This is a genomic window from Kribbella endophytica (assembly GCF_054781295.1).
Map to the genome: position 1 here is coordinate 1,404,056 of NZ_BAAGUR010000001.1, position 13,654 is coordinate 1,417,709.

Annotated in this window: 12 protein-coding genes; 6 read left to right on the plus strand and 6 right to left on the minus strand. The window is 70.5% G+C overall.

Annotated features, from left to right (window positions below):
* Positions 1–19: 19 nt before the first annotated feature.
* The 3 genes from ACYVIO_RS06755 to ACYVIO_RS06765 form a co-directional block, all read right to left on the minus strand.
* Positions 20–1,666: a PHP domain-containing protein gene (locus ACYVIO_RS06755; protein ID WP_460649779.1), complete on the minus strand. Its 1,647-nt coding sequence runs from the start codon at positions 1,664–1,666 to the stop codon at positions 20–22.
* A 90-nt stretch (positions 1,667–1,756) separates the two neighbouring features.
* Positions 1,757–2,302, minus strand: coding sequence for a GNAT family N-acetyltransferase (locus tag ACYVIO_RS06760; protein ID WP_460649780.1), 546 nt, complete (start codon positions 2,300–2,302; stop codon positions 1,757–1,759).
* 8 nt (positions 2,303–2,310) lie between these two features.
* Positions 2,311–3,606: an XRE family transcriptional regulator gene (locus ACYVIO_RS06765; RefSeq protein ID WP_460649781.1), complete on the minus strand. Its 1,296-nt coding sequence runs from the start codon at positions 3,604–3,606 to the stop codon at positions 2,311–2,313.
* A gap of 230 nt (positions 3,607–3,836) precedes the next feature.
* Between ACYVIO_RS06765 and ACYVIO_RS06770 the strand changes: the two genes are divergently transcribed.
* Positions 3,837–4,013: a hypothetical protein gene (locus ACYVIO_RS06770; RefSeq protein ID WP_184800962.1), complete on the plus strand. Its 177-nt coding sequence runs from the start codon at positions 3,837–3,839 to the stop codon at positions 4,011–4,013.
* 451 nt (positions 4,014–4,464) lie between these two features.
* Here ACYVIO_RS06770 and ACYVIO_RS06775 read toward each other — a convergent pair whose 3' ends face one another.
* The gene (locus ACYVIO_RS06775) at positions 4,465–5,523 is read right to left on the minus strand and encodes a GNAT family N-acetyltransferase (protein WP_460649782.1); all 1,059 of its coding nucleotides are present in this window, start codon (positions 5,521–5,523) and stop codon (positions 4,465–4,467) included.
* 45 nt (positions 5,524–5,568) lie between these two features.
* On the opposite strand from ACYVIO_RS06775, the gene ACYVIO_RS06780 reads away from it, so the two are divergent.
* Positions 5,569–6,519 carry a proline dehydrogenase family protein gene (locus ACYVIO_RS06780; RefSeq protein WP_460649783.1) on the plus strand — a complete coding sequence of 317 codons (951 nt, stop codon included), beginning with the start codon at positions 5,569–5,571 and terminating at the stop codon, positions 6,517–6,519.
* Between the two features lie 3 nt (positions 6,520–6,522).
* Positions 6,523–7,086 (plus strand): hypothetical protein, encoded by a 564-nt coding sequence (locus ACYVIO_RS06785; protein ID WP_460649784.1) that lies wholly within the window; start codon positions 6,523–6,525, stop codon positions 7,084–7,086.
* Here the strand turns inward: ACYVIO_RS06785 and ACYVIO_RS06790 are convergent.
* On the minus strand, positions 7,083–8,327 hold the full coding sequence (locus ACYVIO_RS06790) for an MFS transporter (RefSeq protein WP_460649785.1): 1,245 nt from the start codon (positions 8,325–8,327) through the stop codon (positions 7,083–7,085). The two genes, ACYVIO_RS06785 and ACYVIO_RS06790, sit on opposite strands and share 4 nt — an antisense overlap.
* Positions 8,328–8,659: 332 nt before the next feature.
* Here ACYVIO_RS06790 and ACYVIO_RS06795 point away from each other — a divergent pair, with 332 nt between their 5' ends.
* Both ACYVIO_RS06795 and ACYVIO_RS06800 read left to right on the plus strand, forming a co-directional pair.
* Positions 8,660–10,888 (plus strand): NACHT domain-containing protein, encoded by a 2,229-nt coding sequence (locus ACYVIO_RS06795; protein WP_460649786.1) that lies wholly within the window; start codon positions 8,660–8,662, stop codon positions 10,886–10,888.
* A gap of 74 nt (positions 10,889–10,962) precedes the next feature.
* Positions 10,963–11,838, plus strand: coding sequence for a hypothetical protein (locus ACYVIO_RS06800; protein WP_460649787.1), 876 nt, complete (start codon positions 10,963–10,965; stop codon positions 11,836–11,838).
* Positions 11,839–11,880: 42 nt separating this feature from the next.
* Here the strand turns inward: ACYVIO_RS06800 and ACYVIO_RS06805 are convergent, their stop codons facing one another.
* Positions 11,881–12,585, minus strand: a complete 705-nt coding sequence (locus ACYVIO_RS06805; RefSeq protein WP_460649788.1) for an NUDIX hydrolase — start codon at positions 12,583–12,585, stop codon at positions 11,881–11,883.
* A gap of 65 nt (positions 12,586–12,650) precedes the next feature.
* Here ACYVIO_RS06805 and nadA point away from each other — a divergent pair, with 65 nt between their 5' ends.
* Complete coding sequence (gene nadA, locus ACYVIO_RS06810) at positions 12,651–13,628, plus strand: quinolinate synthase NadA (protein WP_460649789.1); 978 nt, start codon at positions 12,651–12,653, stop codon at positions 13,626–13,628.
* The last annotated feature ends 26 nt before the right edge of the window (positions 13,629–13,654 follow it).

Sequence of the window (13,654 nt, forward strand, 5' to 3'; positions counted from 1 at the left end):
TCCAAGCCCTCGACCATCGTCATCGGCCGACGTCCACGAAGATCGGGTTGGTGTAGAGCCAGGTGTCCAGCCACGGGTCGCCGTCGTTGACCGGGTGCTGGATCGGCCCGGCCGGGTCGATCGCGCGGCCCAGGTAGCCCGGCCCGTTGCGACGGCCGTCGCTGCCGCGCAGCCGGAGGTAGTGGCTGCGCTCGGCCCGGCCCAGCGGGATGCGCAGCGTGTACGTGCCCGACTTCCGCCGTACGTCGAGCTGCTCGACCACTCTGGTGTCAGGAGCTTTCCAGCTGTCCCGGTTGCTCGCCGGGCCGGTCACCACGCCGCGGATGACGTCCAGGTGGGCCAGGCGTGGCAGGAGCTCGTGGAAGTTCGGCCTGGTCGCGCTGGTGACGGTGACGCGCAGCTCCAGCCGCTCGCCGCGGCCTACCTTCAGCCGCCCGCCCAGCGTGACGCCGCGCTGCTTGGAACCCGCAGGCGCGAGCCGGACGTCCAGGCCGTCAACCAGCTGACCGTGGTCGACCCAGACCCGCCCGGCGCGCAGTCCGGCCATCACGTCGAGGTAGGAGTAGCGGGTCACGCCCACGTGGGTCCGGCTGAACTGGCCGGGCCAGAAGTCGCTGCCGGCCTGCGGCGTCCCGGCGTCGGTCGGCGCGGGCTTCCAGCCGAGCGAGTCGAAGGTCTCGCCGGGCGGGAACTCCCCGTCCTTCCAGGTGTCCCAGATGGTCCGGTGGTTGTCGCTGTTCGAGGTGATCGAGAACAGCCGGCCCTCGGCGAGCAGCGAGTCCCAGAGGCCGCCGACGGTCGCGGTCGCCCAGTCGAAGCCGCCGTACGTGCGGTACGCGTCGGCCGGGTAGCCGGCGTAGCTGCCGGTGCCGGGCGCGTTCACGTACTCGCCGCGCTGGGCGTTGGTGACACCGCGGTAGGCGACCCAGGCCGGGTCGGCGTCGCCCTGCGATCCGGGCGCGCCCTCCATGCCGATGAGGACGCCGGTGTCGCGCCAGGCGCGCAGCTCGTGCGGTGCGTCGATGCCGAGCCGCAGCGGGTGGTTGGCGAGCACCAGTACGTCGTCGACGTACCCGCTCTGCTTCTGCGCGGCCAGCCACTGCAGTCCCTTCACCGCGTGGGCCTCGTTCTCCGCGGTGTCGGTCGAACGGTTCGTGAGCTTCCCGTCGTACTCGCGCTCGAAGGCCTGCAGCAGCGGTACGACGTTCGCGCCCGGCGCGACCAGCACCGTCCCGTGCTCCGCGGCCGGGATGTACCACTCGAGGCCCTGGAAGATCAGCATCCGCGGGTTCTCGGCACGAGCCTTCCGCACCTCGGTCTGCTCGGCCGCAGCGCCTTTGTCCGCGTGGCCGAAGTTGCTGTGCTCGGTGAACGCCATCCAGTCGAGCCCGAACTGTGCCCCGCGCTGGGCCAGCTGCCCGAACCCGTACTTCGCGTCATGGCTGTACCGGCTGTGCACGTGGTGATCGCCCACCAGCCACACCAGTTCCGGGTCGCCACCAGACGTCGCCGCAGCCTCGGTCACCCCGGCCGCACCCAGCAGCCCGGCGCCACCGAGCATCCCGGCGCCCCGCAGCAGTCCCCGCCGGGACACCCCCTGCGGATCCAGCTGCTCCTCCGGCACCGCCGGATCGGCCCACTCCGGCAATTGCTGCGCATCCGTCATCCCGCGAACCCTCCTTGTGCAGACAAGCCACTGTCAAGGGTCGCGATGACGCGCACGTGTGCACCAGATGAACGGTGCCGGAGCCGGAGCTCAGCGGGGCTGCTGCGCCGCCCACTCGTCGGCGAGCAGGGAGTAGAGCAGGGAGTCGCGCCAGGCGTTGTTGGTGAACACGTGGTCGCGGAGGTGGCCTTCGTAGCTGAAGGCGAGCCGGTCGACGACGGCGATCGAGGCGGCGTTCTCGGGGCCGATCGCGGCGGTGACCCGGTGCAGGGCGAGCGGGCCGAAGGCGAAGTCGAGGATCAGCCGGCACGCGGTGGTGGCGTAGCCGTGACCCCAGTGGTCGGCGCCGATCGCGTAGCCGAGCTTGGCGCCCTTGTGGACACCGGGGGCGAGCCGGACGAACCCGAGCACACGGTCGTCGTCAAGGCGGGTGACGGCGAGCATGTAGTCGGGCCGGTTCTCCTGGGCGGAGCGTTCGATCACGCCGTCCAGCATCTTGCGCCCGGATTCGGGCGTGTGGGTGGCGAACGCCATCCAGTCGGTCACCCGATCATCACCGACGACGGCGAACCAGTCGTCGAAGTCCTCCGATCGGAAGTCCCGCAGGCTGACGCCGTCGCCGGTGAGCGGATCCATCCCGCCTGCTACCGCGGGAAGCTCTGGATCGGCGTCCGGGTGAACATCTCGATCTCCTCCTGCAGCTCCCGGGCGTCGTCGGCGCGACCGGACTGCCGCAGCGCCTGGTGGACCCGGCGGGCCGAGTGCACCACGCCGTTGATCCGGCGCTCGGCCGGCAGGCCCAGGACCGGGGCGATCGCGTCGGCGGCGCCGTCCAGCTCACCGCTCGCGATCCGGGTGATCGCCATCGCGGCGTGGCTGCCGGCCGCGTCGCCGAAGGCCCACTCGGGGTGCGACTGGTCGGTGTAGGCGTCGACGGCCTGGTTGGAGTACCGCTCGGCGGTCTCCATCTCACCCGGCAGCCAGGCCAGCGCGTCGGCGGCGTAGTAGAGCTGCCGGTTGCGCCCGAAGGTGCACAGGCCGCCCATGTCGTCGAGCTCGTCGTTGCGGACCGAGGTCCACGCGTTCTCCGCCCGCTCCAGGGCGGCGCGGGTGGCGTCCGGGTTGCCGAGCGCGGCCCAGGCGCGGGCCTCGCTGACCGGGAGCCAGACGCTGGTGGTGCTGTTGGCCTGCTCCGCGTACCCGGCGCCGAGCTGGGCGTACCGGACCGAGTCGTGCGGGTTGCCGGCCCAGTAGGAGACCAGCGACTGCAGACCGCGCACCCAGGCGCGCAGGCCGTGGTGGTCGGCGTTGTCGGCGCAGAGGAACGCGGTGCGGGCCTGGGTCAGGGCGGCGTGCGGGTTGCCCAGGTCGTGGGACGCCTTGGCCAGCAGACCGCCGGTGACGCCACCGAGGAAGTACAGCTGCCGCAGGTGTTCCGGACGCTGCCGGCTCTCCAGCAACGCGAAGACCAGGTCCTGGGTCTCGACCAGCTGGCCGAGGATCTCCGGCAGCGGACGCTGCGGGTAGGCCTTCGCGACGTGTCTCACGTCGTCGTACACCTGTTCCATGGCCTCGCTCCCGAGACCGGTCTGGGCCGCGAGGGCAAAAGCCCGCGCACGGCTGGCAGCCATGTCGAGTACCTCCATCTCATTCCCTGTCGTGATCCGCCCACTCGCGGCAGGTGCCGGCACCACCTGGGCTGCCTGCTCGGGGACGTACGGGGCGAGGAGCTCCTCGACCGGCTTGCCGAACATGCGTTGCAGGGTGCGCCGGGTCTGTGGAGTGGTCCCTGCACGCTCGCCCGATGCGAGGCGCCGCAGGTGCCGCTCGGTGATGGTTCCACCCAGCTCGACGAACTCGGCGACGATCTCGGAGTAGGTCTGGTTCCGGCGCTGGATCAGGTGCGCCAGCACCGTTCTTGGCGCATACCTACCCGCCATCGTTCCTCCCGTTCACGTCAGTTCAGACGTTGTCTCGACTGATGCCCCACGACAAGGTGCAGTCACCCAGATGTCCGCGAGAGGTCCTGAAGAGGTCCGGCAAAGGTCCGCCTCAGGTCCTAGAGCGGTCACGCTCGGGTTGTGCACCATTACTGCCATGACAACCAGTAAGTCCAACTGGTTGCAAGGCCTGAGAGTTACGGGGTGAGCGAGTAGTGACAGTCGCGGAGATGACGTCGAGGCAGCACCGCCGCCGGGTGCGGGTCTGGTTCGGCGAGCACGTGATCGCGCAGTACGTCGCCGAAGCACCGCTGGCAGCGCGCTACGAGCAGGCGATGCGGAGGCGTTTTGCCGGCCTCCGGGTCACCAACGACCTCCTCGGGCCCCAGGACGGTACGGACATCTGAACCTGCTCAGGTCCTCCTCAGACCTGAGCGGCTGCGCCCTGGAGTCTCCTCACGTCCAGGTAGCAGTGCACGGAAAGGTCCGGGACACTCCTCAGTCCCCGGACAACAACCCAGGTGCGGTCCGGAGCACTCCTCAGCTCCGGACCGCGCCGCCCACCAGCCCGGCTGGGCAGGCGGTTGAGTTCCCTGTGTCGCCGCCGCCCAGCCGTTCCAACCACTCCTGACCGACACCTCGGGTCAGGAGCTGGGGTCAGTGTTCCCCGCCGGAGATCGGGCGGATTTGTCAGAGATGACCTCCGGCGCGGGACACAGACGGCTCGCGAACCTCACCGCGAGCCGTCCCCCAGAGGGCCCGCTCCGCTGTGTGACCACCGCGCCTGGGTGGTCACACAGCGGAGCTGTTTTGCGTGTTGGCGGCCTCTGACCCGGTAAACCCGCAGGTCAGAGCGATTCAGGTCCGCTTCTGGTCCGCCCGGGTCGTCACGTGGACCGCGAAGGGCGCCTCCGGCTGGACACCTTCCAACCCCTCGACCAGGCCCTCCGCGGTGATCTCGCCCGCGTACTCCATCCCCAGCCGGTCCATCACCGCCCGCGACGCCCGGTTGTGCCGCTCGGTGAACGCGATCACCGCCTGAGCGCCCAACGCGCCGAACGCAAACTCGAGCCCGGCCGCCCCGATCTCCGTCGCGTACCCGCGCCCGCGCGCCGACTCCACCAGCGCCCATCCCAGTTCGAGCCGATCAGCAGCCCACTCCGGACCGACCAGCGCGGCGATCTGATCGGTGACAGCGCCGGCGCCCATCCGCGACAACCCGCCGCGCCCAACCAGGGCCCCGGCCGCAGCCGGCTCACCGCTCCCGGCCGACTCCCCGCCGGCTCGCTCGTACGCCATCCACTTGTTCACCCCGTCGCGCTCCCACGCGGCGTGCACCTTCGCAGCCCGCTCGATCGCCGCCTCGGCCGACAGCGTCTCGGCGTACCACTCGGCAACCCACGGGTCCGCGTGCAACCGCTCCAGGTCCGGCCCATGTCCGCCCAGGACCTCCGCCGGCCCACCGATCGGTACGAGCCGCAGCCGCTCGGTCATCCGCATCCGTACGGCGTGCGCCACGATCTCCAGCAGCCGCCGATCCCCGTCGGTCCGCCCGACCATCAGCAGCTCGACGTCGTCGGCCCCGACCCAAGCGCCCGCGTCGTGCTTCCCCTCCTCCAACCGCGGCGACGACAGATCCCCGTCGACGGTCACGAGGTAGTCCAGCTCCCGCCGTACGCGCCCCTCGTACGTCCACTCCCAGTCGGCCACCACCGCGAGCACGTCGCGCACGGTCCACCCGGTCTCCTCGAAGACCTCCCGCGCGAGCGCCTCCTCCGGCATCTCCCCGGCCTCGAGGTGCCCGCCGACGACGTCCCAGATCCCCGGGAACAACCGCCGCGACGCCGTCCGCCGATGCACGTAGACCCGCTGCGACGCATCCCGGATCAAAGCCCCCACACAGTCCACCTCGCGCATGCCCCCAACCTAAAGGTGACCTGGTCCGCCCGGCAGACTCAGCGGATGCGTGCGGACCGGGCGATCCTCTTCAAGCTGGCGACCAGCGAGCGACTCGAGCAACTGGTGAAGTCCTTCCCCGGCGGCGACGAGGCCGCGTACCGAGCGGCCTCCCGGTACGTCGCCGGCCGCACCCGCGCCGAGGCCCTCGACCGAACAGCCCTCCTCCTCGCCCAGGGACACGGCGTCAGCGTCGACCTCTTCGGCGAGCTGTCCACCAGTACGACGGACGCCCGCCGCGTCGCCGACGACTACCTCGAACTCGCCAAGCTCCTCCCCGAACCGCCCGCCGACGTCTGGCTGTCCGTAGACCTCTCCCACTTCGCCCTCGACATCGACCCCGCCGGCGCGGCCGACCTGCTCGCCGAGATCGCCGCGGCCCTCCCGCCCGGCCGCCGGATCCAGGTCGGCGCGGAGGACCTCGCCCGGACCGACCGCGTCCTCGCCTGCGTCCAGGACGTCGCCGCCCGCGGCCTCGCCGACCGCCTCGGCGCGACCGTGCAGGCCAACCTCGTCAGGTCCCCGGCCGACGCGGACACCCTCATCGCAGCCGGCGTCCACATCCGCCTGGTCAAGGGCGCGTACGTCGAACCGCACGACGCCCACCCGTACGGCGAACCCACAGACATCGCCTACCTGCGCCTGGCCCACCAACTGGCCGGCTCCGACGCCCCCTGGTCCCTCGCCACGCACGACGCCCGCCTCCGCGAGGCCGTCCTGCTCGCCGCCGAGCCCACTGGCCCGGGCCTCCGCGGCAGCTCTAACCGGCCCGCCGCCGACCCCACTGGCCCGAGCCTCCGCGGCAACCGGCCCACCGTCGAGCACCTCCTCGGCGTACGCCCCGAGTCCCTCGACGACCTGCGAACCCGTTCCGTCCCCACCCGCGTCTACGTCCCGTACGGCCCCGACTGGTTCCGCTACTGGCTCCGCCGCGTCGCCGAGTCCAGGGGAGCCTGACCGATGACCGTCCCGAACGAAACCACCCGGCGACCCACCGCGCCGCCGTACCTCACACGGGCGCTGATCGCGGGTGCCGTCAGCGCGGTCGCCTGCGGAATCGGCGGCGCGTCAGTCGGTGAAGACCTCGTCAACGCCATCGGCCGATCGGTCGCGCACCACGAGCACGCTCTCCGCCTGATCGGCTGGTGCTGGAGCGGCCTCCCGTTCACCCTCGGGATCGCCGCGATCGCGTTCCACGCCCGGATCGCCCGCCGTACCAAGCCGTACGTCGCCACGATCCTCACCGTCTGGGCCGGCAGCGGCGCCCTGTTCATCCCCGGCCGCAACAGCACGGCGGAAGACCGCTTCGGCACCGCCTACCCCGACGCGAGATTCCTCAGCTACGCCTGGGCCGCCGGATTCCTCGCATTCGTCGCCCTGGTGGCCGTGGCCGCCGCAGCCGTCCTGATCGCCGCCAGGTTCTCCAAAGCCGGCAGCAAGCCGTTCAGCCGCGCCCTCGGAGTCCTCGCGGTCCTGCTCCTCGCCGCCGGTCTGGTCGTCGCCCTCGTCGGCCCACTGCCCTAGCCGCGGGGCTGTTCCTCGACGCGGTTCGGCATGAAGACCACCGCGACGACCAGCAGCACCGCCGCAATCGCAGCGCCGTAGTACACGTCATGGATCGCCGGAGCCAGTACGTCGCCCGACAGGTGCTCGAGATTCTCGTGCGCAGCCCCGACCTTCGACGCGACGACCCCGTTCGCGACCGCGCCGAACACCGCGACCCCGACCGCGCTCCCCACCGACCGAGCGAACATGTTGGCCCCGGTCACCACACCACGGCTCCGCCAGTCCACCGACGACTGCGCGGCCACGACGCCGGGCGACGCCGAGAACCCGAGCCCGAGCCCGATCACGAAGCAGGCCAGCGCGAGGTACAGCACCGAGCTGTCAGAGGACACCGTGAGCAGCAAGCCGGACCCGATCACCACGATCACCGACCCGAGTAGCATCGTCGTCCGGAAGCCGACCCGCAGATAGATCCGCCCGGCCAGCGACGCCGCGATCGGCCAGCCGAGCGTCATCGCCGCCAGCGCGAACCCGGCGACCAGTGCACTGGTCCCCAGCACGCCCTGCGCGTACAGCGGCACGTACGTCGACAGCCCGACCATCAGGACGCCGATCAGCAGCGCCGACGAGTTCGCCGAGTTCAGCACGCGATGCCCGAGCACCCACAGCGGCAGCACCGGCTCGGGCGCCCTCCGCTCGACCAGCACGAACGCGGTCAGCAGCACCACCGACACCACCAGGATCGCGATGCTCGCGACCGAGTCCCACGACCACATCACGCCGCCCTCGAGCAGCCCGAGCAGCAGCAGCGACCCACCGACCGCGAGCAGGATCGTCCCCCAGTAGTCGATCTGCGGCTTGCTCGTACCCCGTACGACGTTCTCCTGGAAGCGCCGCACCAGGACCCAGGCCGCCGCCAGGCCGAGCGGGATGTTCACGAAGAAGATCCAGCGCCAGGAGATGTAGTCCGCGAACACGCCACCGAGCGCCGGCCCGACGAACGACGCGATACCCCAGACGCTCGCGATGTAGCCCTGCACGCGGGCCCGCTCGGCGACCGAGTAGATGTCGCCGATGATCGTCATCCCGATCGGCTGGATCGCCCCGGCGCCGAGGCCCTGGATCAGCCGGAACGCGATCAGCGCGGGCATGCTCCAGGCGACCCCGCACAGGATCGAGCCGAGCACGAACAGCCCGACGCCGAGCAGCATGATCGGCTTGCGCCCGCGCAGGTCGGCGAGCTTGCCGTAGATCGGCACCGAGATCGCCTGGGCCAGCAGGTAGATGGAGAAGAGCCAGGGGACTGGGTGAAGCCGCCGAGGTCGTCCACGACAGCCGGTACGGCGGTCGCGAGGATCGTCGCGTCGATGGCGACCAGGCCGACGCTGAGCATCACCGACAGCAGAATGGGACCGCGTTCGGACCGTAGTCCGACGGCCGCCCGGTCGGTCTGCTCAGTAGTCATGACAAACCGCAACCTAGCTGAATGCACAACCATTCCACGATCCGGGAACCATCCCGTGGAACGCACCGCTGGGCCGCGCACGGGGAACCAACCTGTGGATACTCTCCGTGGGTGAGGATGCGCGGCGTGCTGAGGGTTGTCCTCGTCGTGCTCACCCTCTCCCTCACGCTGGTCCTGCTGCCGATCGCCATCAACGTCGGCACCGGCGGTACCGCGCCCGCTTTCCTCGCGCCGTACGTCGGCTGGACGTGGCCCGTGATCGGCGTGCTCTGGCTGATCGCGATCGTCACCGGCGTCTGGGAACTCCGCAGCCGCCGTACCGGCATGATCTCGATCCGCTCCGCGGACCAACCCCGCAACCGGCCGAACGCCTTGGCCCGCGTCGACCGCTACCTCTCCGAGCGCGTCGCGGGCTCGCTCGCGCAGTACACGAGACTCGCGCTCGACCTCGACGAGAGCCCGGAAGCCGTCGTCCGCCCGTACGACCTGCTGGTCCAGCCGCTGCACGGCACCGAACCGGAGATCCGCGAGAACGCCGACATCGCGAAGGCGTTCGACGACCTGCAGGACTCGATCCTCATCCTCGGCGCTCCCGGCGCCGGCAAGACCACCCTCCTGCTCGACCTGGCCCGCACTCTGGCCGCCAAGGCCCACCAAGACCCTGACCAGCCGATCCCGGTCCTGGTCGACCTCTCCGGCTGGACCGGCCCGATCACGACCAGACGCGAGGACGACGACCCCGGTGACAGCCCGCTGCTGGCCGGCTTCGTCCGCTGGCTGCTCCGCGACCTCAACAGCCGCTACCAGATCCCCGCCGCCGTCGGCCGGGTCTGGCTCCGCAGGGGCCGGCTCGCTCTTCTGCTGGATGGTGTGGACGAGATCGCCCTCCAGCACCGAGTCAAACTCGCCCCTGCCCTCGAGGAACTCCAGCAGCGCTACCTGGTCGGCCAGCTCGCCGTCACCTGCCGCATCGCGGACTACGCCCGCCTCCCGCAGCCCCTCAAGCTGTACGGCGCAGTGCGCATCCGCCCGCTGACCCGCCGCCAGGTGCTCGACTACTTCACCTCCGTCGGCGCCGAGTTGGCCGGCGCCCGGGCAGCGATGGAGCAGGACGACGACCTCTGGGACCTGATCACCTCACCGCTGATGCTGAACGTGATGGCCCTCGCCTACCAGGGCCGCGACGCGGAGGAGGTCGCCGCAGGTGCAGTAGCCGACCACCGCCGCGCCCTGTTCGACACCTTCATCTCCGAGGTGCTGTCCCGCCACCGACCGGCCAGCCGCCAGTACGACTCGCGCACAGCCCTCCGCTCCCTGTGGTGCCTGGCCTGGTGGACCCGCACCCGAGCCGGCGACCGCACCGCCGTCCCACGCTGGCTCACCCCCAACGGCTGGTACGGCCTGTCGCTCCCCTCCATCGGCTACCTGGTCCACCGCGTCTGCCTGCCCGCCCTCTTCGCCGGCCTGGTCGGCGGAGCAGCACTCGCCATCACCGCCCTGTACGGCGTACTGGCGGGCGTAGCCGTCGGAGCAACCAGCCTGCTGCTCGTCCACATCCGCCCCCGCCCGTGGCAGCCGCTCCGCAAGAGCCCAGGCCAGCCCAGCGCGCTGGTCGCCGCAGCCATGACAGCCATCGGCGCGGTGGCCGGCTTCGGCTCAGCCCTGATCGGCGCCGCAGTCTTCGCCGCACTCCCCAGATGGCTGGCCCTGCTCCTGCTCGCCGCAGCCGTAGTCGCGTCGTACGGCTTCGAGCTCATCGTCTCCGACGGCCCTCGCCGCCGCGCCCTCCTCCTCGCCAGGCTCGCCATCGTCTCCACCGGCACCACCCTGGTCCTCACCCAACTCGACCACCCCGACGCCTTCCTCGCCTCAGTCGCGGTCGGCCTGATCGTTGCCCAAGGCATCCGTGTGATCAAGGCGCTCCCCATGGACCACCTGGTCCGCCAGTACGACGATGCCCGCGACCTCATGGACCTCTGGGTCGTAGCCGGCCTGGCCGGAGCAGTCGCCGTCGCGCTCGCCCTCGGCGCCGCTCCAGGCTGGACCCACCTGGAAACGATCCTGGGAATCGTCACCGGCGTAGTAGCCGCCAAAGCCTGGCGCCGCCGACCCGCCCTCTTCGCCGGCCCGATGTCCCGCCTGATGCACGGCCTGCTCCTCCGCTGGACCGGCTACCTCCCCTGGCGCCGCCGAGCCTTCCTCCAGTACGCCGCCGACCGCTACGTCCTGACCAGAACGGGTCGAGGCGAGTACGCCTTCATCCACCTACTGGTTCGAGACCACCTGGCCGAATGCCAACCCGACCTGCTCGCCGCCAAGGTCGACCAACGCATCGCCGGCCGCAAACGTCGCTGAGAAGAGAAGAGAAGCCCGCCGGCCGCTAGTCTGCTGGCTCGATACCAGGACCTGGGGGGAACAGCTTGAGCACCGTGGATCCGATCGCGGCTCGTCGTACGAAGCGGCTCAGCCGGCAAGGACAGCCGAAGTTTCTCGCCTGGGCGATCGTCGCCGGAGTCGCCCAGCTGGGCGCCGCGTTCTGTTGTGGCCTGGCGATCGGCGCCATCGTCGACCTGCTTCGCAGCGGGGTGATCGACAGCAGCTTCGCCGACAACGATCCGGGAGTCGACAGCGGCTTCCTCGGGATGGCCACCCTCCCGGTGCTGCTGATCGTAGGCACCTTCGGGCTGATGCTGACCGGCGGTGTGACCAGGTACCTGATCGTTGCCTACAGCGGTGGCGAGAAGCAGCCGATCCGGCAGACGCCGGTGGTGGTGCTGGCTGTCGCAGCGGGCCTCGTCGTCGACACCACGACCTGGACCACCCCGCTCAGCGTCGGCACGAAGGTCGATCCGGTGTTCGGCGAGGACGAGAGTTGGAGCGCCTTCGGCTGGGTCATGTACCGCGCGGACCTTTGGCTCCCGGCGCTCCTGGTCGTGATCGCTGCCCTCGTCACCGGCTACGCGATCAAGTACAACCGGCGCCTGCGCCGGCAGCTCGCGGACCGGAACCGCCTCCTGACCGAAGGCCGCAAGGTCGCCGGCGCCGTCACCGACGTCTCCATCCGTACTTCGCAGAACGACCAGGGCCAGCGATCCGTCGTGGGTGCCGACGTCGTCGTGAAGTTCACCGACCTGCAAGGCACGGACCGCTGGGTCACCCGCCGCGCCGAGAACCGATCCGCCATCCCGACCGCCGACACGGCCCTCGTCCTGTTCGACCCGCTGCGCCCCGAAGCAGACGACCTCATCTTCGTGGCGTTCGAGCCCGACCCGCTGCCCAGCGACTGGATCGGCACCATCGCTTAGAAGCCGACCGACGCATCGCGGGCCGCAAACACCGCTCGACCGTCATCGGGGCGGCCGGAGGACCGCGAACGGGTCGGTGACGGTGAGCTCGCGGGTCACGAACTTGTAGACGGTGGCCGGGCGTCCACCGGACTGGCCGGAGCTGGCGCGCCGATCGGTCGGGTCGATCACGTGCCGGCGCGTGAGGACGCGGGTGAGGTTGGTGGCGCCGAGCTGGTAGCCCAGGGCGGCACCGAAGAGGTCCCGCAGCTCCGCGATGGTGAACTCGAGCGGAGCCAGCGCGAAGCCGATGTTCGTGTACGAGAGCTTCGCGCGCAGCCGCCCGGTCGCGGCGTCGATGAAGTGGTGATGGTCGAACGCGGTCCGCGGCAGATCCTCGACCGGGTGCCAGGCGGTGTCGGACGGAAGGTCCGGCTGGACGTCGGACGGAACGAGGCCGAGATAGCCCGTGGCCACCACCCGGGCCCGAGGGTCACGGTCGACCCGGCTGTGGGTGGCCAGCTGCTCCAGATGCGCGACGTCGCGGACGTCGACCTTCGCGGCGAGATGCCCGGTGATGGCCTCCCGGAACCTCTCGGTGGACTCGACACCGCCGCCGGGAAGGGCCCAGCGGTCCCGGTGCGGACTCCGGGCGCGCTTCCAGAGCAGGACGCACAGCGTGCCGTCGCGGACGGAGAGAACCACCGCGAGTACTTCGTGGGGATAACTCGGGAAGTTAACCCGATCACCTTCCTTGGCTGCCGGCACGACGACGATGCTAACGTGAGCCTAGTTATCGCCTCAGAAGCGAAAACCTTCCGAAGGACACTGCCGTGACTGTTACCGAGACCCGTTCGACCCAGTGGCAGGACGAGGTACGCCGCCTCGCCCGGGAGCGAGACGCTGTGATCCTCGCCCACAACTACCAGGAACCGGCGATCCAGGACGTCGCCGACCACGTCGGCGACTCGCTCGCGCTGTCCCGGATCGCGGCCGAGACCGACGCCGGCACGATCGTCTTCTGCGGCGTGCACTTCATGGCCGAGACCGCCAAGCTGCTCAGCCCCGACAAGACCGTGCTGATCCCCACCGCCCAGGCCGGCTGTTCCCTGGCGGACACCATCGACGCGGATCAGTTGCGGGCCTGGAAGGCCCAGCACCCGGGGGCCGCGGTCGTTGCCTACGTCAACACCAGCGCGGCGGTGAAGGCGGAGGCCGACGTCTGCTGCACCTCGTCCAACGCCGTGGAGGTCGTCAACTCGATCCCCCGCGACCAGAAGGTGCTGTTCCTGCCCGACCAGTTCCTCGGGGAGCACGTACGGCGGCAGACGGGCCGGGACAACATCGAGGTGTGGATGGGTGAGTGCCATGTGCACGCAGGCATCAGCCCGGTCGACCTCCGCGCCCAGGTCGCGGCGAATCCAGAGGCCGAGGTCCTCGTTCACCCCGAGTGCGGCTGCGCGTCGTCGACGATCTGGCTGGCCGGGCGGGGCGACCTGCCGGCCGAGCGGACCCACATCCTCTCCACGGCCGGGATGCTGGAGACCGCCCGCGGCATGAAGGCCGAGACCGCCCTCGTCGCCACGGAGATCGGCATGCTGCACCAGCTGCGCAAGGTGAACCAGCACACGAACTTCCTCCCGGTGAACCCGAAGGCGTCGTGCCGGTTCATGAAGATGATCACCCCGGAACTGCTGCTCCGCTGCCTGCGCGAGGGCCGCGACGAGATCCAGCTGCCGGCCGAGATCGCCGAGCGGGCCAGGCGTTCGGTGCAGCGGATGGTTGCCATCGGCAAGCCGGCGACCGCGTGACGACCCCCGGACCCACCACCGACGAG

Excerpts from the sequence above, each read along its gene's own strand:
- ACYVIO_RS06755 (WP_460649779.1), bottom strand. The coding sequence starts at position 1,666 with ATGACGGATGCGCAGCAATTGCCGGAGTGGGCCGATCCGGCGGTGCCG.
- ACYVIO_RS06760 (WP_460649780.1), bottom strand. The coding sequence starts at position 2,302 with ATGGATCCGCTCACCGGCGACGGCGTCAGCCTGCGGGACTTCCGATCG.
- ACYVIO_RS06765 (WP_460649781.1), bottom strand. The coding sequence starts at position 3,606 with ATGGCGGGTAGGTATGCGCCAAGAACGGTGCTGGCGCACCTGATCCAG.
- ACYVIO_RS06770 (WP_184800962.1), top strand. The coding sequence starts at position 3,837 with ATGACGTCGAGGCAGCACCGCCGCCGGGTGCGGGTCTGGTTCGGCGAG.
- ACYVIO_RS06775 (WP_460649782.1), bottom strand. The coding sequence starts at position 5,523 with ATGCGCGAGGTGGACTGTGTGGGGGCTTTGATCCGGGATGCGTCGCAG.
- ACYVIO_RS06780 (WP_460649783.1), top strand. The coding sequence starts at position 5,569 with ATGCGTGCGGACCGGGCGATCCTCTTCAAGCTGGCGACCAGCGAGCGA.
- ACYVIO_RS06785 (WP_460649784.1), top strand. The coding sequence starts at position 6,523 with ATGACCGTCCCGAACGAAACCACCCGGCGACCCACCGCGCCGCCGTAC.